The sequence below is a fragment of the Paenarthrobacter sp. JL.01a genome, assembly GCF_025452095.1.
Classification (GTDB): Bacteria; Actinomycetota; Actinomycetes; order Actinomycetales; family Micrococcaceae; genus Arthrobacter.
In genome coordinates this window covers 3,202,278-3,224,958 of the sequence record NZ_CP104877.1, presented here as the reverse complement: position 1 = coordinate 3,224,958, position 22,681 = coordinate 3,202,278, and the positions used below count along the sequence as shown (strand labels likewise).

At 63.4% G+C, this 22,681-nt stretch carries 25 protein-coding genes; 9 read left to right on the top strand and 16 right to left on the bottom strand.

Going from position 1 to position 22,681, the window contains the following annotated elements; genetic code table 11:
• Positions 1–5: 5 nt before the first annotated feature.
• Positions 6–485: a hypothetical protein gene (locus tag N5P29_RS15170; RefSeq protein WP_262275651.1), complete on the bottom strand. Its 480-nt coding sequence runs from the start codon at positions 483–485 to the stop codon at positions 6–8.
• 85 nt (positions 486–570) lie between these two features.
• On the opposite strand from N5P29_RS15170, the gene N5P29_RS15165 reads away from it, so the two are divergent.
• Together N5P29_RS15165 and N5P29_RS15160 are read left to right on the top strand one after the other, a co-directional pair.
• Positions 571–1,692, top strand: a complete 1,122-nt coding sequence (locus N5P29_RS15165) for a winged helix DNA-binding domain-containing protein (protein WP_262275650.1) — start codon at positions 571–573, stop codon at positions 1,690–1,692.
• A gap of 198 nt (positions 1,693–1,890) precedes the next feature.
• Positions 1,891–2,889: a hypothetical protein gene (locus N5P29_RS15160; RefSeq protein ID WP_262275649.1), complete on the top strand. Its 999-nt coding sequence runs from the start codon at positions 1,891–1,893 to the stop codon at positions 2,887–2,889.
• Positions 2,890–2,908: 19 nt separating this feature from the next.
• On the opposite strand, the gene asd is transcribed toward N5P29_RS15160, so the two are convergent.
• The 11 genes from asd to N5P29_RS15105 form a co-directional block, all read right to left on the bottom strand.
• Positions 2,909–4,051, bottom strand: coding sequence for an aspartate-semialdehyde dehydrogenase (asd, locus tag N5P29_RS15155; protein ID WP_144659378.1), 1,143 nt, complete (start codon positions 4,049–4,051; stop codon positions 2,909–2,911).
• A gap of 95 nt (positions 4,052–4,146) precedes the next feature.
• Positions 4,147–4,545: a hypothetical protein gene (locus tag N5P29_RS15150; protein WP_262275648.1), complete on the bottom strand. Its 399-nt coding sequence runs from the start codon at positions 4,543–4,545 to the stop codon at positions 4,147–4,149.
• A 24-nt stretch (positions 4,546–4,569) separates the two neighbouring features.
• Positions 4,570–4,809, bottom strand: a complete 240-nt coding sequence (locus N5P29_RS15145) for an NF038396 family protein (protein WP_262275647.1) — start codon at positions 4,807–4,809, stop codon at positions 4,570–4,572.
• A 10-nt stretch (positions 4,810–4,819) separates the two neighbouring features.
• Positions 4,820–5,416, bottom strand: coding sequence for a dihydrofolate reductase (locus N5P29_RS15140; RefSeq protein ID WP_262275646.1), 597 nt, complete (start codon positions 5,414–5,416; stop codon positions 4,820–4,822).
• Positions 5,413–6,216: a thymidylate synthase gene (locus N5P29_RS15135; RefSeq protein ID WP_315973354.1), complete on the bottom strand. Its 804-nt coding sequence runs from the start codon at positions 6,214–6,216 to the stop codon at positions 5,413–5,415. The genes N5P29_RS15140 and N5P29_RS15135 overlap by 4 nt, the downstream gene beginning before the upstream one ends.
• Positions 6,213–6,605, bottom strand: coding sequence for a GntR family transcriptional regulator (locus N5P29_RS15130; protein ID WP_262275645.1), 393 nt, complete (start codon positions 6,603–6,605; stop codon positions 6,213–6,215). Before N5P29_RS15130 ends, N5P29_RS15135 begins: the two co-directional genes overlap by 4 nt.
• Positions 6,602–7,309, bottom strand: coding sequence for a hypothetical protein (locus N5P29_RS15125; RefSeq protein WP_262275644.1), 708 nt, complete (start codon positions 7,307–7,309; stop codon positions 6,602–6,604). The genes N5P29_RS15130 and N5P29_RS15125 overlap by 4 nt, the downstream gene beginning before the upstream one ends.
• A gap of 1,018 nt (positions 7,310–8,327) precedes the next feature.
• The gene (locus tag N5P29_RS15120; RefSeq protein ID WP_262275643.1) at positions 8,328–9,296 is read right to left on the bottom strand and encodes an NUDIX hydrolase; all 969 of its coding nucleotides are present in this window, start codon (positions 9,294–9,296) and stop codon (positions 8,328–8,330) included.
• An 8-nt stretch (positions 9,297–9,304) separates the two neighbouring features.
• Positions 9,305–11,554, bottom strand: a complete 2,250-nt coding sequence (locus tag N5P29_RS15115) for an RNA degradosome polyphosphate kinase (RefSeq protein WP_262275642.1) — start codon at positions 11,552–11,554, stop codon at positions 9,305–9,307.
• A gap of 103 nt (positions 11,555–11,657) precedes the next feature.
• Positions 11,658–12,629 carry a mycothiol synthase gene (gene mshD / locus N5P29_RS15110; protein ID WP_262275641.1) on the bottom strand — a complete coding sequence of 324 codons (972 nt, stop codon included), beginning with the start codon at positions 12,627–12,629 and terminating at the stop codon, positions 11,658–11,660.
• 212 nt (positions 12,630–12,841) lie between these two features.
• Positions 12,842–13,540: a winged helix-turn-helix transcriptional regulator gene (locus N5P29_RS15105; RefSeq protein WP_018776718.1), complete on the bottom strand. Its 699-nt coding sequence runs from the start codon at positions 13,538–13,540 to the stop codon at positions 12,842–12,844.
• Between the two features lie 263 nt (positions 13,541–13,803).
• Here N5P29_RS15105 and N5P29_RS15100 point away from each other — a divergent pair, with 263 nt between their 5' ends.
• The 7 genes from N5P29_RS15100 (at position 13,804) to N5P29_RS15070 (ending at position 19,944) form a co-directional block, all read left to right on the top strand.
• The gene (locus tag N5P29_RS15100) at positions 13,804–14,538 is read left to right on the top strand and encodes a permease (RefSeq protein WP_262275640.1); all 735 of its coding nucleotides are present in this window, start codon (positions 13,804–13,806) and stop codon (positions 14,536–14,538) included.
• A gap of 165 nt (positions 14,539–14,703) precedes the next feature.
• Entirely contained in the window at positions 14,704–15,303 is a 600-nt protein-coding gene (locus tag N5P29_RS15095) for a nitrobindin family protein (RefSeq protein ID WP_262275639.1), read from the top strand.
• A gap of 76 nt (positions 15,304–15,379) precedes the next feature.
• Entirely contained in the window at positions 15,380–16,096 is a 717-nt protein-coding gene (locus tag N5P29_RS15090; protein ID WP_262275638.1) for a flavodoxin family protein, read from the top strand.
• 53 nt (positions 16,097–16,149) lie between these two features.
• Positions 16,150–17,235 carry a CAF17-like 4Fe-4S cluster assembly/insertion protein YgfZ gene (locus N5P29_RS15085; RefSeq protein ID WP_262275637.1) on the top strand — a complete coding sequence of 362 codons (1,086 nt, stop codon included), beginning with the start codon at positions 16,150–16,152 and terminating at the stop codon, positions 17,233–17,235.
• Positions 17,232–17,651 carry an ankyrin repeat domain-containing protein gene (locus tag N5P29_RS15080; protein ID WP_262275636.1) on the top strand — a complete coding sequence of 140 codons (420 nt, stop codon included), beginning with the start codon at positions 17,232–17,234 and terminating at the stop codon, positions 17,649–17,651. Before N5P29_RS15085 ends, N5P29_RS15080 begins: the two co-directional genes overlap by 4 nt.
• A 123-nt stretch (positions 17,652–17,774) precedes the next feature.
• Positions 17,775–18,404: a PadR family transcriptional regulator gene (locus tag N5P29_RS15075; RefSeq protein WP_262275635.1), complete on the top strand. Its 630-nt coding sequence runs from the start codon at positions 17,775–17,777 to the stop codon at positions 18,402–18,404.
• Entirely contained in the window at positions 18,388–19,944 is a 1,557-nt protein-coding gene (locus N5P29_RS15070; protein WP_262275634.1) for a DHA2 family efflux MFS transporter permease subunit, read from the top strand. Before N5P29_RS15075 ends, N5P29_RS15070 begins: the two co-directional genes overlap by 17 nt.
• A gap of 91 nt (positions 19,945–20,035) precedes the next feature.
• Here the strand turns inward: N5P29_RS15070 and N5P29_RS15065 are convergent, their stop codons facing one another.
• The 4 genes from N5P29_RS15065 to N5P29_RS15050 form a co-directional block, all read right to left on the bottom strand.
• Positions 20,036–20,785 carry a GNAT family N-acetyltransferase gene (locus tag N5P29_RS15065; RefSeq protein WP_262275633.1) on the bottom strand — a complete coding sequence of 250 codons (750 nt, stop codon included), beginning with the start codon at positions 20,783–20,785 and terminating at the stop codon, positions 20,036–20,038.
• 9 nt (positions 20,786–20,794) lie between these two features.
• Positions 20,795–21,820 (bottom strand): ATP-dependent 6-phosphofructokinase, encoded by a 1,026-nt coding sequence (locus N5P29_RS15060; RefSeq protein ID WP_262275632.1) that lies wholly within the window; start codon positions 21,818–21,820, stop codon positions 20,795–20,797.
• Between the two features lie 188 nt (positions 21,821–22,008).
• Positions 22,009–22,257: a PspC domain-containing protein gene (locus tag N5P29_RS15055; RefSeq protein WP_262275631.1), complete on the bottom strand. Its 249-nt coding sequence runs from the start codon at positions 22,255–22,257 to the stop codon at positions 22,009–22,011.
• Between the two features lie 49 nt (positions 22,258–22,306).
• Positions 22,307–22,681 carry a hypothetical protein gene (locus N5P29_RS15050; RefSeq protein WP_262275630.1) on the bottom strand — a complete coding sequence of 125 codons (375 nt, stop codon included), beginning with the start codon at positions 22,679–22,681 and terminating at the stop codon, positions 22,307–22,309.

The following is a 22,681-nucleotide window of genomic DNA, read 5'->3' as shown; positions in this document are numbered from 1 at the left end:
TGCACTTAGCGGGTCCGGCGTTCGGCGATGGGGAGCACCTTGTTCAGCAGCAGGAACGTGAGTCCGCAGCTGACCGAGCCCAGCAGGAAGATCTGGCTGAAGGCGATGCTCTGCGGCGACGGACCACTTGGCATGAACAGCCCAGCCGTCGCAAAACCGACCAGCCCCAGGAGCAGGACGATCGCGCCCAACAGGAAGCTGCGGACCTGTGCTGCGGCGGCGGGGTAGTACCAAGGCTCGGGGGCGTCGTCATGGCGATCGGAGAGGGGCTGGCTGGCCGCAGCGGTGCCGATCAACAGCGCCGCGGTCGCAGTCGCGATCAAGCTGACGGTCTGGATGGTTTGCATCGAGGGGGACAGGCTGACGCCGGTTCCGACCGCTACTATCAGCCCGGAACCAAGCCCGACGAGCGTGCAGAACCAGCCGGCGGCAGCCAACCACCGGCTCAGCGGCCGCACAAACGGAGCAAGATCACCAAAAAGCATGAAACCATCCTAGGAGCCGCTGCTGGGTGAGGGCTGGGAGGCCCGGCAAGGTTCCCTGTGCTTGTTGCTCCTTTTAGGATGAAGCATGCCTGTACCCCTGACTCCGCGTGTAATGGGCCGTTTGCGGCTCGCCGGCCAAGGCCTGTTGGGTGGCGGTTTTCCCGCCGTTTCCGAAGCCGTCCGCTGGATGACCGCGATGCAGGCGCAGGATCTCGGCTCGGCATTATGGGCGGTAGGGCAGCGGGTGCCCGGGACCGCTGCGTCGGATGTGCGCGCGGCGCTCGATGCCGGGACGGTGGTCCGGTCATGGCCGATGCGGGGCACCCTGCATCTGGTGGCGCCTGAGGACCTTCGCTGGATTTTGGGCATCACCAGCGGACGGCTGATGAACTCGGTGGCGGGGCGCCACCGCGAGCTCTCCATCACCGCCGACGACATCGCCCACTGCCGGGACATCGCGTTCAAGACCACCGAAGTCCTCAAGGCGGAAGGCATGCCAGGAGCGACCCGGGAGCAGCTCTTCCAGGCGTTCGAGGAAGCCGGGCAGCCCACCAAGGCCCAGCGCGGCATCCATCTGCTGGGGAGCCTCTGCCAACACGCTTGGCTGGTCCAGGGCCCGATGGCGGGTACCAACGGCAAAGTCGGCGTGCAACAGCTCTTCGTGCCGTTCGAGGAATGGATCCCGGAACCGCGGCAGCTTGGCCGTGAGGAAGGCATCGCCGAGTTGCTCTTCCGCTACTTCAGGAGCCGGGGGCCGGCCACGGTCAAGGATTTCGCGTGGTGGAGCCAGATCCCGGTGACGGAGGTCCGCGCCGCGCTGAAGCAGGTGCAGGACCGCCTGGTCGAGCTGGATTTTGCCGGCACCAGCTATTGGCTCTCGCCAGAGTCAGCGGAAATGCTCGACGACGACGTCCCCGGCCCGCGCTCGTTGCTGGCCCTCCCTGGCTTCGATGAGTACCTGCTCGGCTACCAGGACAGGAGCCTGGTCCTGGACCCCGGGTTCGCCGAGCTTGTGGTGCCTGGAAAGAACGGGGTGTTCAAACGGATCATCGTCTCCGGGGGCGAAGTGATCGGTACGTGGAGCCGGACTGTGAGTGGCAAGACCATCGGAGTGGAGCCTGAGCCGTTCGCGGGGGAGCTTGGCCCCTCCGCGGAGCGGTCCTTCCAGGCCCAGGGCCGTGCGTATCTGAAGTTCATGGCCGGCTAACCCGCCCGCTGTGGGTCAAAGTCGTTGTCGGCCCGCTTTTACGTTGTGGCCCAACGACGTTGGTGCGGGTCCGCGACGTTATTAGGGGGCTGGGCGCCAAGGGCCGTCTCCATCTAGGGCATGGTTTGATGCAGCACTTGTCCACATACGACGGAAAAGGGATGTCCCGACATCCTCGGACCAACTCACGATGAATGCATGCAATCGCGAAAACTGGATGCACTGATAGCCGCCAATTGGCCTGACAGTACCATTGCTGTTACGTCGGAACTCGCAGGAAAAGGCTTGGGCGACCGCGTGCTGACAGCGGGTGTGCGCTCCGGCAAGCTTATTCGGGTAAGACGGGGCGCATACGCCCGAAGCTCAGACTGGCGTCGCCGACCTCCGTGGGAGCAGGACCTGCTGAGAATCCAAGCACACCAGCTTGGTTCGCGCTCGGCCAGTCTCTACAGCCATGCCAGTGCCGCGCGCCTGCATGGATGCACACCGTGGGGTGGTGGGCCGCTGGTGCACGTCACTACGCCCTTCTCGCCGGCCCAGGCAAGTTCCGGGGAGGATGTACGCGCACATGGTGCGGTGCTGGAAACTGCCGAGATTGTTGAGATCCTGACTCCTTGGGGGCAACGCGCCAGAGTGACGAGCTTGGAGCGGACTGTCGTCGATTGTGCCCGGACCCTGGAATTCGAACGGGCACTGGTGGTCGCAGACCAAGCCCTTCGCAGAGGGGCGGATCCGGTGTTGATTCAGGCTTACGTGGACGGGGGCCGGATCACGAGAGGCGCTCGACGCTTGCGGCGGGTGCTGGACGCAATGGATGGCCGTTCCGAATCCGTGGGCGAGACCCGGACGCGTGCTCTTTTGGAGAGGCTGGGAATCCCGGAAGCCGTGCTTCAGCTCGAAGTCGATACTCCCATCGGTCGCTACCGCGGAGACTTCGGATGGCCGGACAGCAAAGTTATTCTCGAGTTCGACGGCCGTACCAAGTACTTCGACTATGCGCCCACTGACGAGGTGGTCTTTCAGGAACGCAGACGAGAGAAAGCACTCAAAGCCTTGGGCTGGGACGTTATCCGAATCGAGTGGCAGGACCTCGGCAGGCCGTGGGAAGTGGAGCGGCGAGTGAAGACTGCCTTGTCGCGGCCAGAACGTCGAAAACCCGCTGTTCCGTTGCAGGGCAGCAACGGAACAGCGGGCTAGGGACGTGATACTGCCTGGGTTAGAGCTTGCCCGTCACGATGTTGAGCATGCGGCGCAGGGGTTCGGCCGCACCCCACAGGAGCTGGTCGCCCACGGTGAAGGCACTGATGTACTCCGGACCCATTTCGAGCTTCCGGATACGGCCAACCGGGATGTCCAGGGTGCCTGAAGCTGCAACCGGGGTCAGGTCCGCCATGGAGGCTTCCTTGGTGTTGGGCACAACTTTGGCCCACTCGTTGTCCTTGGCCAGGAGGTTCTCGATCTCCGTGACGGACAGGTCTTCGCGAAGCTTCAGCGTCAGAGCCTGCGAGTGCGAACGCATGGCACCGATGCGGACACAGAGCCCGTCCATGGCGATGTGTTCCTTGCCCGGGGTTCCTTTGGACGTGCCAAGGATCTTGTTGGTCTCGACCCCGGCCTTCCATTCTTCCTTGGACTGGCCGTTGCCGAGGTCGGCATCGATCCACGGAATCAGGGAACCGGCCAGCGGAACGCCGAACTGGGTGGCGTCAACCCCGGTGCGCTGGGTGGCAAGCACCTTGCGGTCGATCTCAAGGATGGCCGATGCCGGGTCCTCGAGTTCGCTGCTGACCTCGTTGTTGAGCGTGCCGAACTGGTTCAGGAGTTCGCGCATATGGCGCGCGCCACCGCCGGAAGCGGCCTGGTACGTCATGGACGTACCCCACTCCACGAGGTTGTTCTTGAACAGGCCGCCGAGGCCCATCAGCATGCAGGAAACCGTACAGTTTCCGCCGATGAAGTCCTTCACGCCGCCGGAAAGCCCGGCGTCGATGACGTCGCGGTTGATGGGGTCCAGCACGATGATCGAGTCGTCGTTCATGCGCAGGGTGGAGGCAGCGTCGATCCAGAGGCCGTCCCAGCCGCGGCTGCGGAGTTCGCTGTGGACCTGCTTGGTGTAATCGCCGCCCTGGGCGGTGACAATAATCGGCAGCTTGGCAAGCGTCTCAATATCGAACGCATCCTCGAGCTTGCCGGCCCCATCAGCGAAGGACGGGGCGGCACCTCCTGCGTTCGAGGTGGAGAAAAATACCGGGTTGATGTTGGCGAAGTCGTTCTCTTCCTGCATGCGCTGCATCAGGACGGAACCGACCATGCCACGCCAACCGACCAGTCCTACGGACGGATTAGCTGCTGTAGTCATTCCCCAAGTCTAAACTTTTGGAGCAGACTGCCGCTGTTGGTTACGTCACGCACCCAAAGCACGACGCCGGCTCCCTCCACAGCGATTGAGCGGACTCAGTCGCGGGGAGTGTTGCGGCGGGTCGGAAGTTCAATGGTTTTGCCGTTCTGTTTCCGAAGGCGCGAGGCTTTGCGTTCCTTGAAGTACAGGAACCAGGCCGTGGGGACGAGCCAGAGGCCCACCAGCACGGTAATCACTATCTGGCCCCAATCCAGGTCCTGCCCACCAATAATTGCCTGGATGAAGAACACTGCGGACGCACTCATGCAGATGGTGATCAGCATGCTAAGAAAAAGAAGTCCGCCCGCTGAGTTGATGGGTTTGACGGCACTGCCGACGTCCCCTTTGTAGACCCCATACTCTTCAACTGTCAGGCCTTGGCGTTCGGCCTCGGCCTCGATCTGCCGCGCGTAGTATCCCCGTCGGTGTCCGCGACGGCGCTCTGGTGGGGTCATGAAAGTGGGCTCTCGGTCGCGAGCCTATAGGCCGGCGTCGGGTCCTTGCAGCGCATCGGGCTCCTGCAGCAAAGCGGCCTTCCGCTTGCGCAGGGCAAAGAATGCACCAAAGGTGAAGACCTGCGTGACAACAACCAGCACGATGATGCCCACGATCTTGTTGCCCCCAAGAATCATGGTGAGCCCAACAATGGCCGAGAGCAGTGCGAAGAGCGGCAGCAGCATGTAGCCCAGCACGAAGAGGGTTTCGGGTTTTTTCAGCATGTGGGCTTTCCTAGCTTTCGTTCCGGCGCCACGTGGTGAACCGGTAGTTGGTGCCGTTCTTGGAGGTGAGCCAGCCTTCGGCGGGCGCAACGGTATCGAAGGTCCAGTCATCGCCGAGTTCGGGTGCGTAGGTGTCACCTTCGACGTCGGTGTCGATGATGGTGATGACGGCAATGTTGGCGATGCCCATGGACTGGCGGTAGATTTCCCCGCCGCCTACGATCCATACTTTCTGGCCGCCCGGGGCAAACTGGGACTCCAGCAAAGCCTCGTCCAGCGAAGAAACCACGACGGCGCCCTGGGCCTCGGGCGAGGACGCCCACTTTTCGTTGCGGGTCACTACGATGTTGGTCCGGCCCGGGAGGGGGCGGTACTTCGGGGGAAATGATTCCCAGGTCCTGCGGCCCATGATGACGGGGTGCCCGGTGGTGACCTGGCTGAAGTGCTTCATGTCCTCAGGCAGCTGCCACGGCATGGTGCCGTCCTTGCCGATGACTCCGGATGTTGTCTGGGCCCAGATCATGCCGATGCCGGTCATCTTCGCTGCAGTTTCCTGGGTGAAGATGGCGCCGGGGAGCTGGTCCGGGGCGGAGGAAGAGTCGCTCATACCGCGATCGGCGCCTTAATGGTGGGGTGGTGCTGGTAGCCCACTACCTCGAAGTCATCAAGGGTGTAGTCGAAGATGGAGTCGGGCTTGCGGAGGATCTTCAGCTGCGGGTATTCATACGGCTCGCGGCTGAGCTGCTCGGTCACCTGCTCCACGTGGTTGTCGTAGACGTGCACATCGCCGCCGGTCCACACGAATTCGCCGGGTTCCAGGCCAAGCTGCTGCGCCACCATGAGCGTCAGGAGTGCGTAGGAGGCAATGTTGAACGGGACGCCGAGGAAGGTGTCGGCGGAGCGCTGGTACAGCTGGCAGGACAGCTTGCCATCGGCCACGTAGAACTGGAAGAACGCGTGGCACGGAGGCAGGGCCATGTCCTTGAGTTCCGAGACGTTCCAGGCGGAAACAATATGGCGGCGGGAATCGGGGTTTGCGGCGAGGCTCTTCATGACCTCGGAGATCTGGTCGATGTGGCCGCCATCCGGGGTGGGCCAGCTGCGCCACTGGACACCGTAAACGGGACCAAGCTCGCCGTCCGCATCGGCCCATTCGTCCCAGATGGACACGCCTTGGTCCTGCATCCACTTCACATTCGAATCCCCACGCAGGAACCACAGCAGCTCCACAGCGACGGACTTGAAATGGACCCGCTTGGTGGTGATGAGCGGGAAGCTCGTGCCCAGATCGAAGCGCAACTGACGGCCGAACACGCTGCGCGTTCCCGTGCCGGTGCGGTCGGATTTGTGCGTGCCGTTGGCCATGACATCGCGCAGGAGGTCTTCATACGGGGTGGGGATGCTCACGGCTCAAGCTTACTTCCCAACCTCCCGCGAAGCAGGTCGATCAGCGTTTCATCGGTCACACCCGCGCGCCGCGCCGTCCCGATCAAGCCGTCGACGGCGGCAATCACCGCCGCGTCTGCGCCAACCGCGCCGTTCGGCACCGCAGGCGGCCCAACGACGACAGTCCCGTTCCGGCGTCGTGATTCAATCAGTCCGGACTGCTCAAGTTCTTTGTACGCCCGCGCTACCGTCCCGGCTGCGATCCCGAGGTCCGCGGCAAGGCTGCGCACAGTGGGCAGGCGGCTTCCGGGCGTGAGGACCCCGACGGCGATCAGCGAACTGAGTTGCCTCCGGATCTGCTCATAGGGCGGGACCGGGTCCGCGAGGTCGATGGTGATCCCTGCGGTCATTGGGCGCGATCCCCACTCGGTGCGTGCTCACGGCGGGGAATGTTCCGGAAAAGGCTCCGGACGGGCGTGACCGCGGCGGCGATGGCCGCAACGGCAAGGACGACTCCTGCCATGTAGACAGGACTCGGTCCCAGTTGATTGAAAGCCGGGAACAGGGTTCCCCACGCGTCGGCGTTGCCCAGCAGCATCACCGCGGACTGTGCAAGGAGGAAGGCCGCGAGGGTCCGGACGATCCTGAACATCGTGATGGCGCGCAGCGCGGCATCAAGTCCGCCGCTGTCCTCGGGTTCGGGAAGTCCACGACGACGGCGCGTGGCCAGGATCGCGGCGGCACCCACCAGCCCAACCCCAAACGTGAGGGCGAGGTAGGCCGGCCATGTGGGTGGCCCGACGAGGAGTGCTTGCGCTGTGGCGGTCATGACGATGGTCACGGCAAACAGGGCTGCCGACACGATGGTGAAGGTGAGCAGTCCCCTCGATACTGCCTGCCGCGGCCAAGCCAGGGGTGCGTCCTGATCCCCGTAGTTGCGGGCGATCAGCAGCTCGCCTGCGGCAATGGTGAGCAGAATCAAAGCGGCGGTCACGGAGACGACGATCGCCGGGGCAACGGGGCCCTGTTCGTGGGTCGAAAAGTAGCCAAACCACAAGCCCACGGTCAGGAGCATCACTGCGGCGATGGTCCCAAGGACTGCACCAAGGGACACACTGAGTTTCGCTGCGCCGTGCGTGCGCGGATCGGCGCGAAGAGCGGCGCCACTGACGGATCTCCTGGCTGCCTGGAGGGAGGGAGGGAAGAACGGGCACCTTCCACCACCACATGACCAGCAGCACGGCCATGTTTACTGCTCCGAGGGCGTTGAACCACGACGATTGCCACGTGGCGCCCGGCGCGGGAAGGGCAGCGTAGTTGCCGGCGATGGCCGCCAATCCCGCAGCAATGGTGGATACGGTTCGCAGGAGGCGGTTGGCCGCGATGGACCGGAGGGTGAGGTTGTCCTCGCTGCTGAGGGTTTCAAGTTGGCGGCGCCGTGCAATGAGCACCAGGACCAGCCACGTACCCACCGCGAGTACCAGCAGGGCCCCACCAAGCCACCCGGCCAGTTCCGAACCCGCGATCCTGCCGTCCTGTCCCTGCCCAACGTAGCCGGTGTTGTAGTCCGGGAGCGGCTGGGGCGTCGGCGCCGGAAGAACCGGTGTGTAGGCCGGAAGCGGGCTGATCGAGGCTATGGCGGTGCCCGCGTAGACGAAGATGCCAGCCGTCCAGAAAGCGAGTCTTCGCGGCAGGAAATCGCGGATTCTCCTGACCCTCAACTCCGCGTACCTGCGGGGTGCCTTGGGGGCTGGGTAGCTCCACTGGCCAAGGGCGTGAACGGTCAGAGCTGCCAGGACGGGCCAAGCAAGGGCCGTGAAAATCTGATCCGGAGCAGTGGGTGCGTTCGACGCCGATGGGTCCACTTTGAGGATGCCGGTACTCATCGCCCCCTGGAGGGAACTGGCCATCCAGCCGATGATGCCGACCCAGAGCCCGTGGGATTCGACGGACTTGGCATTGGGCTTGGACCAGACCTGGACCCTGAGGAAAAGGTAGACGAGCACGGCGCCAACCAAGGGTCCAAGGAGCAACAGCGGCGGCAGGTAGAAAGACAATGTAAAGACCCCCCAAGTCTTCGAATCAATGTGTCAAGTATTTGATACAAAGACCCGGGGGTCAACCATGCGGCCTTAGTCGTCGAAAGGCTTGACCTGCTCCACGGAGACGATCTTCCGCTCGGATCCCCGCGCCACCTGGCACACAATGACTTCACCGGGCGAGAGGTAAGGATCAGCCGCAGGCAGGGCAGCGCGCAGGTTTTGCGGCATGTGCTGCGCCAGCTGCTTCAAGGCGGTGGGCAGGGCTGGCCGATGCGTACACACCGCAACGGGAAGCTGCTTGTCGAACAACGCCTCGATGGCCGCTGCAGTCTTTTTGGGGGAGCGTTGGTGGTTGTGTTCGGTCAGGGCTTCCACCAACTTGACCTTGGCGCCCGAAGCCTTCGCATAGGGGGCGATGGTTGCCACGCAGCGTGCCCACGGGCTGGAGACCAGCCGCTGCGGCTTCCAGACGTCCAGCAGGCGCTGCACGGCCACTGCCTGTCGCTGTCCCGTGGCCGCCAGGGGGCGGTCACCCTCCGCCTTGGTCCATGAGGACCTCGGCTTGGCTTTCGCGTGACGGATCAGAATAAGGGGCCACGTGTCCAACTCACCCCGGACGTGGGCTTTCTCCAGATACTCCAGGGGCTTCACATCCGTGGGGTTGCTGAGGAAGGACGCTGCCCGGTCAGGGCTGCACCACATCACGCTGTCCACTTCCTTGCCGTCGGGACGCAGTGGTTCACCGTTGACCTTCGCAGCCCAGTACTGGACCACTTTCAGGCCGGCGGATACGTGGTAGTGAATGGCAGGCAGGGGAATGCCAAGCGGTGCACGGAGACCTATCTCTTCCCACACTTCACGCGCCGCGCACTCGGGAACTGTTTCCCCGGCGTCGAGCTTTCCTTTGGGCCACGACCAATCGTCGTAGCGGGGCCGGTGGATCAACAGAACCTCCAGGGCGCCTTTGTTGACGCGCCAGGGAATGGCGCCGGCGGCCACAACGGCCACCGGCTCACCGGGGTGGTCTGTCTGATCCTCCACGGGGGTATCGCTGTTCAACTCTGTCCTTACCTACGTGCCGACGCGCGCTGGCGTGAACGCGACTCCAGCAACCAGGACTGCATGTCCAGCAGCGGCTTGCCGTTCTCATCCAGGTGGTGCCTGGTCCAGTGTCCTTGGTTGTCCAGGTGCCAGCTGGCCGTTCCGTCGTCCACGTAGCGGCGCATCAGGTCCATGACGGTCGTGATGTCCTCCTTGCTGGCCAGCTGCACCAGTGCTTCCACGCGGCGATCCAGGTTGCGGTGCATCATGTCGGCCGAACCGATGTAGACCACCGGATCACCGCCGTTGCCGAAGGCAAACACGCGCGAGTGTTCAAGGAAGCGGCCCAGGATCGACCTGACGGTGATGTTCTCGCTCAGGCCGGGAACGCCCGGGCGGAGGGAGCAGATGCCACGCACCACAACGTCGACCTTCACGCCCGCCTGCGAAGCGCGGTAAAGGGCGTCGATGATGGCCTCGTCGACCATGGAGTTGACCTTGATCTGCACCAGGCCGGGGATGCCGGCACGGGCGTTGCGGATCTCGGTTTCAATCCGGTCCACCAAGCCTGCACGGACGGAGCGGGGCGCCACCAACAGTCTCTTGAAGGTGGACTTCGGTGCATAGCCGGACAACTGGTTAAAGAGCTTGGAGAGGTCCTCGCCCACCTGTTCGTTGGCCGTCAGCAATCCAAGGTCTTCGTAGTAACGGGCGGTGCGGGGGTGGTAGTTGCCCGTACCGATGTGGCAGTAGCGGCGCAGGCCATCCACTTCCTGGCGCACCACCAGGGACAGCTTGCAGTGGGTTTTGAGGCCAACAATGCCGTACACCACGTGGACCCCGGCCTGTTCCAGCTTGCGTGCCCACGAGATGTTGGCCTGCTCATCGAAGCGGGCCTTGATTTCCACGAGGGCCAGGACCTGTTTGCCGGCTTCAGCGGCGTCAATCAAGGCATCCACGATCGGGGAGTCGCCCGACGTCCGGTAAAGGGTCTGCTTGATGGCCTGGACCTTGGGATCCGCTGCCGCCTGCTCCAGGAACGCCTGGACGGAGGTCGAGAAGGAGTCATAGGGGTGGTGGAGCAGGATGTCCCTGCGCCGCATCGCTGCGAAGACGTTCGCGGCCTTGGAGGTCTCGGACTCGTTGAGGTAACGCGAGGTGTGCGGAACGTGCTTCGGATAGTGGAGATCGGCGCGATCAATGCTGCTGATCGCGGACAAGCCGCGAAGATCCAGCGGCGCGGGCACGGAGTAGACCTCGGACTCTTCGACACCGAGTTCCCGGATGAGCAGGGCCTTGATGTTCGGGTTGATGTCCGTGGTTACTTCCAAGCGCACGGGAGGACCGAAGCGGCGGCGCAGCAATTCCTTCTCCAGAGCCTGCAGGAGGTTCTCGGCGTCGTCCTCTTCAACTTCCAGGTCCTCGTTACGGGTGACGCGGAAGGTGTGGTGTTCCAGGACTTCCATGCCCGGGAAGAGCTTGTCCAAGTGGACAGCGATGACTTCTTCCAGCGCGATGAACCTGGCAACACGGCCCGGGATGGCGCCGGCGCGGGGTCCGTCCACGGAGATGAGGCGCGGCAACTGGTCCGGAACCTTGACGCGGGCGAAGAGTTCCTTGTCGCTGATGGGGTTGCTGACGATCACGGCCAGGTTCAGGGAGAGGCCCGAAATGTACGGGAAGGGGTGGGCAGGGTCCACGGCGAGGGGAGTCAGGATGGGGAAGACCTTCTCCTGGAACATGACGCTGATCCGCTGCCGGGCATCCTCGTCCAGCTCATGCCAATGCATGAGGTGGATGTGTTCGTAGGCCAGGGCCGGCCGGATCTGCTCGGCAAAAACGCGGGCGTGGCGTTCCTGCAGCTTGTGGGCCTCTTCACCGATCTGCTCCAGCACCTCGATGGGGCTGAGCCCCGCGGGGGAGGGGACAGCCAGTCCGGTGGCGATACGGCGCTTGAGGCCGGCCACGCGGACCATGAAGAACTCATCCAGGTTGGAAGCAAAGATCGAGAGGAAGTTGACGCGCTCCAGCAGGAACAGATCGGGATCCTCGGCAAGCTCCAGCACGCGGGAGTTGAAGGCAAGCCAGCTGAGCTCGCGGTCCAGGAAGCGGTCCGGGGAGATGTCGCCTTCGGGTTCCAGGCTCGGCGCGAATTCGGGAATATCGATGCGGTCCTGGGTGGCCCGCGAGGCCGGCACTTCAGAGGATCCGAAGCGCGGAGGCAGTGTCGCCCCCTTAGAGGTGGATCCGGCGATGCCGACGGGGTCCGGCTGCATGGGGCTCTCCTAAGCTCAGGACTGGGTTTCCTCCCACATTACAAGCAATCGCGGTGTCCGAATCCAATGAGCCGCCGCCTTTCCCTGCCGTGATCGCGCCAGGTTAATTTTTCGTTAACGGACCGTACATCACATCGGTGTCCCAGCGGATGAATCCCAGTTTCTGGTATAGGGCCACAGCAGCCTGGTTGTCGGCGTCCACGTACAGCATCACGGCGTGGAGGCCCTGATCCTGGAGGTGTTTGATTCCGGCAACAGTCAAGGCTTTGCCGAGCCCCGAACCCTGTACGGCCGGAGTAACGCCCACCACATACACCTCGCCGATTGCCGGGTGCGGCCCTTGCCGGGGGTGGACCTTGGTCCAGTGGAATCCCAGGAGTTCGTCTGCGTCGTCGACGGCCAGGAAAAAGCCTTCGGGATCGAACCAGTCTTCTGCTTTCCGGGCCTCCAGGTCCTCGAGTGTCATGGAACCCTGTTCGGGGTGGTGGGAAAAAGCGGCGCGGTTGGCGGCCAGCCACGCCTGCTCGTCCTGGCCCGGCACGAAGGCGCGCAGCGAAACGCCGTCCGGGAGGGCGGCGTCGGGCAGTGCGGATGTCGACGACATCAGCCGCATCTTCCACAGTTCGCGTACCGGCCCGTAACCGAAACGGGTGGCCAACTGCGCAGCGGCCTCGTGGCCGCCGTGCGACCAGGCGCTGAGGCCTTCAAGGCTCCGTTCCTTCTGCAGGGCGTCCAACAGCCGCCCGGCCACCCCCTGGTTCCGGTAATTGGGGTGGACGGCCAGTTCCAGTACGCCGTTTCCGTCCTGAGCTTCAACGACGACGGCGATTCCCGCCAGGTCTTCGGCCGTCGCCGGATCCGAGTCCTCGTCCGGGGCATACAGCGCGAAGGACAGCACCGAGTGGTCTCCCGCGTCGGCTCCCCGCAGCATGACCATGGTCTGCTCGGACAGGGGTGGGTTGCCGTCCGACTCCTCGGCCGCGGCGGTGAGGCTCTTGAAGTCGTGGAGGAGTTCGCCGTCCACAGCGCCTTTGATGATCAGTACGGGCCAGTTCTCCGGATGCGCTTGACTCATGATGCAAGGCTATACGCCCCTGGCAATCCCCGTGATTTGAAGTCCCGGCGCAACGGCTGTAGTGTCGTTATCTCATTCGGCTTTGGCCGGGTACAGGGGGGATCCACCAGTGGGGTGGCCTCGATACGTTCGACCCGTATGTCCTCCACCAATGCAGCAAAGAAAAGGCCGGGATCCGTAGGGATCCCGGCCTTTACTTTTGAGTCAGTGTCTCAGGCTTCGGAGAGTTCGTCGTCGGGCAACCGCACCAGCGTAAGCCTGTATCCGACGTTGCGGACTGTGCTGATGAGGTTTTCGTGGTCCACGCCCAGCTTGGCGCGAAGTCGACGGATATGGACATCCACCGTCCGCGTGCCGCCGTAGTAGTCGTAGCCCCAGACTTCGGTCAGCAACTGTTGGCGGGTAAAGACGCGGCCAGGGTGCTGCGCCAGGTACTTGAGGAGCTCGAACTCCTTGAATGTCAGGTTGAGCGGCTGGCCACTGACGCGGGCGGTGTAGCTGGCTTCGTCGATTACGACGCCGGCGGCCCGGATCTCCGTTTGGGTCTCCTCTTCGCCGGGTACAGCACGCGCCATGGCGAGCCTGATACGGGCTTCCACCTCGGCCGGTCCGGCGGAGTCGAGCACGATGTCGTCCACGGCCCAGGCTGAAGAAACGGCCGCCATGCCGCCTTCTGTGAGGATCAGCATCAAGGGAGCGCTCAGACCCGTGGCCTTGAGCAGTTGCGTCAACGAGCGGGCTCCCACCAGGTCCTTGCGGGCATCCAGGAAAACGATGTCCGTGGGGTCGGTTTCGAGCAAGGCGGTCGGTTCTGCCGGGAGGATGTGCACACGGTGGTTCAACAACTCCAAGGCAGGCAGAATGTCCACCGATGAGCCGGTGCTGTTCGTCAGGAGCAGGATGTGCGACATAGTTCCTCCAATGGGCTGTACGCGCATCATCGGGCGTCGAAGCCGGAGTTCCACCGGCCGGTCCCAGCGCCTTGCGGCCCTTGCTCGTTGTGACGGGATGGGGGCCAGGACAGTGCGCTGTTGAAGTCTGAGTATACCCATCAGTGCCCTGCGACACAGGGATTCGTGACGGGCTGGGAGGGGAATTACGACATATTGGGCCGGGATAGGGCAGGATTGTCGAGAGGCCGTAGAGGGCGCATCGGATTGAGGTCGGGCACACAGTGAAGTCTTGGAGTATCGGGGTATTTGGACTCGTGGCGCTCGCGGCCATCGTGGCCGGAACCTTCGTTTCCCGGGAAGTCATGGTGGGGGTGGGCATCGCGGCCTCGGCAGCGGTGGGCATTGGCTGGCCCCACTTCCTGGGTGTCCCGGCCAAGAAGACGCTTGCGGCTGTCATCGGACTTTCCGGCGCGTGCTCTGCCGTGGCGGCCGCATACCTTCCGGCGCCGGGTTTCCTTGAGGGGACGCCTGCTTTTGTTGCCCTTGGCGTGATGGCCGTGTTCGTCGTGCAGCTCGTCCGCGGCACGGGCCAGGCCCAGCGACTGGAGTCGACCCTCGGCTGCAGTGCCGGGGTGCTGTTGAATTGCCTCGGTGCAGGCTGGATAGCCAGTGCAAGGTTCAACGGCGTCAAGGAAATGGTCCTGGTGGCAGGCCTGAGCGCGGCAGTTGCGCTCCTGGTAGGCATCATCCGCTGGCCTGACCGTATTGTGGCGCCCCTTGGGGTTGTCATGGCGGGCCTCATGGGTCCTCTTGCGGGCCTGGTTTTCTCGGACATCGCCGTCCTGCCCGCTGCCTTGGTAGGCGTGGTCGTGGGTTCGGTGCTGGTGTGTTTCCGGCGCATGACCACACTTCGGCGGGGCAGGCTCAACATTCCGGCAGCAGTGGGCATGGGAGTGGCCCCGGTCTGGGCCGTGGGTGCCTTGGTGTACTTCATAGACAAACTACTCATCTACTAACGGTTAGGATGGCATCATGTCTGTACTCGCATTTGAAATCTTCTTCCTCGTTCTCCTTGGCCTTGCCAGCGTCGCCATGGCGTGGTTTGCAGGATTCGTCGTATACCGCCTTTTCAAGGGCCAGAAGTAACGTTCTGACCCTGCAGCCCAACCGAGGTAACTGTTGTGCCTATTGAGATCCCCACAGATCTGACGCCCGAACTCGTCCCCCTTTCCTGGCTCATTGGTGAGTGGGAGGGCCGTGGCCGGCTCGGCAGCGGCGACGAGGATTCCGAACACTTCGTCCAGCACGTTTCCTTTACCCACAACGGCCTGCCGTACCTGCAGTACCGGGCCGAAACCTGGATCAGCGACGACGCCGGCGCAAAGTTGCGCCCGTTGACGGTTGAGACCGGGTTCTGGGCGCTGGAGCGCAAGCTTGAAGAAGGCGACGGCGGCCCCGGGCTGATTCCGGCCGATATCGTCCCTGTACTCAAGACGGCAGACGAAGTAGAACAACGCCGCAACAAAGACGGCGGCTTCGACATCTCAGTATCGATCGCCCACCCCGGTGGCATCACCGAGCTCTACTACGGCCAGATCAAGGGTCCACAGATCCAACTGAGCACTGACATGGTGATGCGGGGGAGCCACTCCAAGGAATACACTGCAGCCACCCGGATCTTCGGTTTGGTGGACGGTAATCTCCTGTGGCGCTGGGATGTCGCAGCCAACGGCAAGACCCTCGAAGCCCACGCATCGGCGTTCCTGCACAAGGTCTCCTGACCCAGGTCTGAAAGCCCGGGCCCCTGACCTGGGGTTCACCGTACGTTCCATGAAGCAACGGCAGAAGGAGCAGAAAGTGACCGACAAACCCCAGGGCTATGAGGGCCTCAAGGCTCTCTTTTTCAACGGCACGCTGAAGCCATCCCCGCAGCTGAGCAACACCGACGGCCTGATCCGGATCAGCCGGGACATCATGGAGAAGCAGGGAGTCACCACCCGCCTCATCCGGACCGTGGATCACGACATCGCAAGTGGTGTCTACCCGGACATGCGTGAGCATGGATGGAAGACGGACGAATGGCCCGAGCTTTATCCTGCTGTCCAGGAGGCAGACATCGTGGTGGTTGCCGGCCCCATCTGGCTGGGTGACAACTCCTCGCAAACCAAGAAACTCATCGAGCGCCTTTACGCCCATTCCGGCCAGCTGAACAGCAAGGGCCAGTGGGCGTTCTATCCGAAGGTTGGCGGCTGCCTGATTACGGGCAATGAGGACGGCATCAAGCACTGTTCCATGAATGTCTTATACAGCCTCCAGCACATCGGGTTCACCATCCCGCCGCAGGCAGACGCCGGTTGGATCGGTCCCGTAGGCCCCGGACCCAGCTATTTGGATGAAGGATCGGGCGGACCGGAGAGTGATTTTACTAACAGGAACACCACCTTCATGACCTGGAACCTGCTGCACATGGCCAAGCTCCTGCGGGATGCGGGCGGCATTCCCGCCTACGGCAACCTGCCCGAGGAATGGAAAGCCGGCACCCGGTTCGATTTCGACAACCCGGAATACCGCTGAACCGGATTACCCCGGTCCGGAATACCTCAAAGCCGCTAGGACTTCTACTGGATATGACTTACAAGAGCCCTCTGTTGTCGCGCCCCGGCGCGGTCGAAGACACCGGCCTGGATGCCGGCGTCGCTGCCCACTACGGTGAACCGTTGCGCGAGCAGCGCGCCCTGGCGGCAGGCACCGCCGTCGTGGATCTTTCGCACCGTGGCGTGGTCACGGTGTCCGGTCCCGACCGTCTCAGCTGGCTCAACACCCTGTCCTCGCAGCAGCTGACCAACCTGCAGCCGAACGTCGCCAGCGAGCTGCTGCTGCTCAGCGTCCAGGGCCGCATCGAATTCGACGCCCGCGTTATTGACGACGGCGGCACGACCTGGCTGATCGTCGAAGCCGCTGAAGCGGAACCCTTGGCCGAATGGCTGAACAAGATGAAGTTCATGCTCCGCGTGGAGATCGCGGATGTCTCCGGGGAATGGGCCGTGGTTGGCTCCACCAAGCCGGTGGACCAATTTGCCGGCCGCCTCGTATGGGAAGACCCGTGGCCGCGGGTCTCTCCAGGCGGATACTCCTACAGCCTGGTCCCCGAAGAGTCGCACCCGGGTCTTGAGCGTCCTTGGTTCGAATACCTTGTACCGGCAGCGGAACTTGAGTCCGCCGTCGAAGGCCTGCCACTTGCAGGCGCGATGGCAGCCGACGCCCTCCGGATTGCGGCATGGCGTCCGAGGCTCGGAGCCGAAACCGACGACAAGACCATCCCGCACGAACTGGACCTGATCCGGACCTCCGTCCACCTCAACAAGGGCTGCTACAAGGGCCAGGAGACCATTGCGCGCGTGCATAACCTTGGGCACCCGCCGCGCCGCCTGGTGTTTCTGCAGCTCGATGGTTCACAGCACACCTTGCCTGCGGTGGGCAGTGTTGTCTTTGCCGGGGAACGCAAGGTGGGTACTCTGACATCGGTGGCGCAGCACTTCGAAATGGGACCTGTGGCCTTGGCCGTGATCAAACGCTCCGTTTCGGCAGAGGAGACGTTGACGGTGATGGACGGCGAGGAGCCTTATGTCGCAGCCCAGGAAGTGATCGTCGCCCCCGACGCCGGCCAGGTGGTCGGGCGCCAGACCGGATTCCTGAAGGGACCCCACCGATGAGCCACACTGATGGTGCCGATGCCACCAACCCCGGGACCGGCCCGGACGAGGAAACTTTGGCCCTGGCCCACGCGCTGTTCGATGCCGCCCGCGAAGGCGACGCCGAGCTGCTGCGGGGCTATTTGAACGCGGGTGCCCCCGCCACCTTGACCAACGCCGCGGGGGATTCGCTGCTGATGCTCGCGGCCTACCATGGGCACGAGGACGCTGTGCAGCTGATCATCCACCACGGTGCCGACGTCAACGCCCCCAACGACCGGGGCCAGACACCGCTTGCCGGTGCCGTGTTCAAGGGTTATGTGGGTGTCGCCAGGGCGTTGCTGGACGCTGGAGCGGATCCCGACGCCGGTACGCCGAGCGCCCGCGACGCCGCCACGATGTTTGCCCGCACCGAAATCCTGGCACTTCTCGACTGATTTGTCCGGTTTGAGCCGTCCCGTCAAGTAACCCCGGCTGTTGATACAGCCGGGGTTACTTGCGCCCTGATATTCCACGTGGAATAGTTGTTGTGGAATAACACTACGTGGAAGGGGACAGCTGTGGCCAGAAGTGCTGAATTGACGCCGCTGGGCGTAGCTTCGTTGGCACTCCTCGCCGAACAGCCGATGCATCCCTATGAGATGTACCAAGTGCTGATGGCCCGCCATGAGGACCGGCTGGTCAAAGTCCGGCCCGGCACGCTGTACCATGCAGTGGGCCGGCTCGAGGAGAGCGGGCTGGTGGAAGCAACCGGGACCGGCCGGGAAGGTAAGCGTCCCGAGCGGACCACCTACCAAATCACCCCGGCTGGACACGCAGCCTTGGATGCGCGGCTGCAAGCCATGCTGGCCACGCCCATCAACGAGTACCCCGTCTTTCCCCATGCCATAGCCGAAGCCCACCACCTCCCCGCGGACGTGGTGACCGGCCTCCTGGAAGAACGGGTGGTTGCCCTGGGCGCCGATCTCGACTTCCTGCTCCACGCACAGGAGGCTGTCACAGCCAAGGGGCTCGAGCGCAAGTACTGGATCGACATCACTTACCAACAAGCCATGCTTCGAACCGAGATCGCGTGGATCCGCGAACTCCTGGAGGAGTTGGGCACCGGGCAGCTGCCTTGGGACGAACCCCGCCCTGCCGTTACCGAACTTTCAAACAAGCCAAAGGAACCCCTTGGAAAACATAGCTAAGCCGTGGCCCGCGCTGTGGTCACTCGTGGTTGGCTTCTTCATGATCCTTATCGACACCACCATTGTGTCGGTCGCGAACCCGCGGATCATGGAGGGCCTGAACACTGACATCAACGCCGTCATCTGGGTAACCAGCGCCTACTTGCTGGCCTACGCAGTGCCTCTTCTCATCACCGGCAGGCTGGGTGACCGTTTCGGTCCCAAGAACCTGTACCTGATCGGCCTTGTCGTCTTTACGTTGGCATCCCTGTGGTGCGGCCTTTCGGGAGACGTGACCATGTTGATCGCCGCCAGGGCTGTGCAGGGCTTCGGTGCGGCCATGATGACTCCGCAGACCATGGCCGTCATCACCCGGATCTTCCCACCGGACCGCCGGGGCGCCGCCATGGGCCTCTGGGGCGCTACGGCAGGCATGGCGGTGCTGGTCGGCCCTATCCTGGGCGGCGTCCTGGTGGACAGCCTCGGCTGGGAGTGGATCTTCTTCGTCAACGTTCCCATCGGCGTCGTGGCTTTCATCCTGGTGACCCGGTTCGTTCCCAAGCTGACCACGCACAGCCACACCTTCGACATCGTCGGCGTGCTCCTCTCGGCGGTGGGTATGTTCCTGCTGGTCTTCGGAATCCAGGAAGGCCAAACCTACAAGTGGGGCACCGTGAACGGGTTCATCTCGGTCTGGGGCCTGATCATCACCGGCCTGGCAGTACTGGTGGCCTTTGTCCTGTGGCAGTGGTTCCTGGAGCGTCGTGGCGGAGAACCGCTGCTTCCCCTTGGCCTGTTCAAGGACCGGAACTTCTCCCTGGGCAACACCACCATCATGGCCGTTGGTTTCACTGTGACGGCGTTCCCTTTGCCCACCATCTTCTACTATCAGACGGTCCGCGGCCTGACGCCCACCCAATCCGCGCTGCTCATGATTCCGATGGCAGTCATCTCCGGTGCGCTGGCACCGTTCGTGGGCAAGCTGATCGACCGCGCCAACCCCCGCTGGTTCGCTGCGTTCGGCCTGGTCTGCCTCTCCGGAGCCCTGTTCTGGACGGCTTCACTGCTGGGGCCGGACACTCCGATCTGGATGTTCCTGTTGCCCAGCGCACTGCAGGGTGTTGCCAACGCCTTCATCTGGGGGCCGGTGTCCAATGCGACCACCCGCAACCTGGACCCGCGCCAGGCCGGGGCTGGATCCGGAGTCTTCAACACGACCCGCCAGATCGGTGCAGTCCTCGGTTCGGCCGCAATTGCAGCCTTGATCCAGTCGCGTCTGGCAGCTGAGCTCCCGGCCGCACCTGCCGGAGCACCTGTCGGCGAGGTATCGATGGGCGGCACCCTGCCGGAGTTCCTGCATGCGGGATTCTCGACGGCGATGAGCCAGTCCATCCTGTTGCCCGCCTGCGCGATCCTGCTGGCCGCCGTCGTCGCCCTGTTCTTCGGTAAGCCGAAGGCGGTATCCGGCTGGGGCGCCAAACCGGCCGCCCAAACCGACGCAGCCGGCACCCGATCCGAAGAAAGCACCCCCGAAGGAAGCAGCACCCAAGTCCAGCACTAGCCGATGGAGTTTTTGTACAGCTAATGCCCTCAAAAGCCCTTCTAAAGGTCGTTAGCTGTACAAAAACTCGTGGAGGGGGAGGCTGGGGGAGTCAGCCCAGGAGCACGCTCGCGTGGAGCCCGCCCGTGGCGAAGCCAAGGCTGCGGGCCATCGCGAGTGCTCCGGTGTTGCTGACATCGGCCTTCCATTGAAGGGTCAGCCCGGCAGCGAGTGCTTCGTGGGCGGCGATTGAGGCAGCCAACGTTCCTATTCCGCGCTTGCGCCACGGGGGAGCGACCAGCACTCCCATGTTGGCCAGGATGCCCTCCCACTCTCCGTAGGCTCCGCAGGCCACCGGAGTGGGCTGTTGCTCTTCCGGATGCATGATGGTGAAACGGTGTTCAAGGCCCTGTAGCCCCACTTCATTCACGTCGTCCGGCGGGCACAGCCCTTCCAGAATGATGGCCTCGGGGTTGCCGTGCGAGACCGTCAGGTCCTCGGAGGGCTGCTGCAAGGGCAGGTCATCGGCGAAAAACAATGCCGAGGATCCAAGTCCGTGCCCGCCGTGGGAACGGGTGAGGGTCAACAACGTCACATGCTGGGCAAGCTCGGTATCGGGGATGTCTTCGGCTGCGTCCAACGCCCACTGGGGGCCGACCAAGGCTGAAACGCCAAACAACCGCAGGAACACCACTGCCCGCGCTGAGTCATCAACGCGGGTCATCCTGCTGGTGGGGGCGCCCGGAGCAGCCCCGCCAGAGGAGAGGGCGGCAGCAGCGCCGGCGAAAGCGTCGTCGTCGAAACCCAAACGGCGGGCCCACGCCAGCTGGATGATGGCAGCGGACGTGGGCTCCAGAGTCATGGATTCAGCCTAGCCGAACAATACCGACGCTTCGTCGTAACGGTGCTGCGGCACCGTCTTGAGCTTGCCCAGGGCTTCCTCAAAGCCGACGTGCGAGATGTCCGTGCCCTTCAGTGCCACCATGGTTCCCCAGCGGCCATCCACCACGGAGTCGATGGCGGCCATGCCAAGGCGGGTCGCGAGGACGCGGTCGTAGGCCGTGGGTACGCCGCCGCGTTGGATGTGTCCGAGGATCGTGGCGCGGGTTTCAATCCCCGTGCGGGCCTCGATCTCGGGTGCCAACTGGTCCGCGATTCCACCCAGGCGGGGCCGGCCGAAGGTATCCAGGCCGCGCTCTGAGTGCGGGGATTCCAGGTGGTCCGGGACGAAACCTTCAGCAACAACCACCAGCGGTGCACGGCCACGGTCGTGGGCCTCCTGGACCCACTCGGCGATCTGTTCGATGCTGGCTTTCTGCTCCGGGATCAGGATGGCGTGGGCACCGGCTGCCATGCCCGCGTGCAGGGCGATCCAGCCCACGTGGCGACCCATGACCTCGGCGATCATGCAACGGTGGTGCGATTCACCGGTGGTCCGCAGGCGGTCAATGGCCTCGGTGGCGATCTGGACCGCGGTGTCGAAGCCGAAGGTGTAGTCGGTGGCGTCGAGGTCGTTGTCCACGGTCTTGGGCACGCCGACGATCTTCAATCCGGCATCCGTGAGGCGCTTGGCCGCAGCCAGGGTTCCTTCACCACCGATGGCGATGATGGCATCAATCCCCAGGCGCTCCATGTGGGCCTTGATGACATCCGGGCCGCCACCGTTTTCGAAAGGGTTGGTGCGGGAAGTTCCCAGGATGGTTCCACCCTGCTTGGCGATACCGCGGACCATGGTGCGGGGGATGTCGATGATGTCGCCCTCCACCACGCCGCGCCAACCGTCACGGAAACCCACGAATTCCTGGCCGTGGATGGCGATGCCTTTGAGGACCGCTCCCCGGATCACTGCGTTGAGTCCGGGGCAGTCGCCACCGCTGGTAAGAATGCCAATTTTCATGTTTGCTCACTCATGGCTTGGAGGAATACGTGCAAGAGCGCCACGCTGAGCTCCCAACGATTGTAGACAGGCATGTGGGGTGGGACACAAATGGTTACTTTTTAGCCCGGGTGTGCGGTAGTGGAAACAAGGCCGAAACCAACAGAAAGCGCCCCGCCGTCCGGCAGGGGCGCTTTCTGGTCCGTAAGTTACCGGGACCGTTGGCTGAGGAAGGATTCGAGGGCGATCTTGTTGTTCTGGTCGGGCAGTATGAGCCAACCGAGGATGTAGATCACCACTGCCGGCCCGGGAAGCAAGCAGAAAAGCAGGAAAGCTACCCGGACATACGCCACATCCACCCTGAGTTTGGCGGCGATGCCACCGCAAATGCCACCCAGCCAGCGTTGTGGTCCGCGCTTCAGGCCGAGGCCCCTGACGATGCTGAAGAACTTGTCCATATCTACACACTTCCCTGTTGAGGTTGCTTTGTCACGTGGTTCGGCCGCCTCACGCAGCGTGGTTCTTGGATTTAGTGGAACCCTTCCGCGTTGAAAGGAGTCCGCCAACCACCAAGGCGGCCCCGGCTCCGATCATCAGGCCGATGAGCACATAAGTGCCGTTCAGCGTCACCCAGCCCAGGGTGGAGATGATGATCAGCGCCGCCAACGCCACCACAATCAACCCCCACACCACGGTGCCAATGCGGGCCTGCCGGGGTTTTTCGTCTTCTGTGTTTTCCACACGGAAGCTTGGCTCCAGCTGTGGCGTCAGGGGTATCTCCCGAAGGGCGGGCTTTGGCAGGGCTTCGGTGGGGCGGGTTCCCTTGGGCAACGGCTCGGTGGGGGAGGACCCGGATTCCTTGGTTGGCTCGTTCGTGCTCAT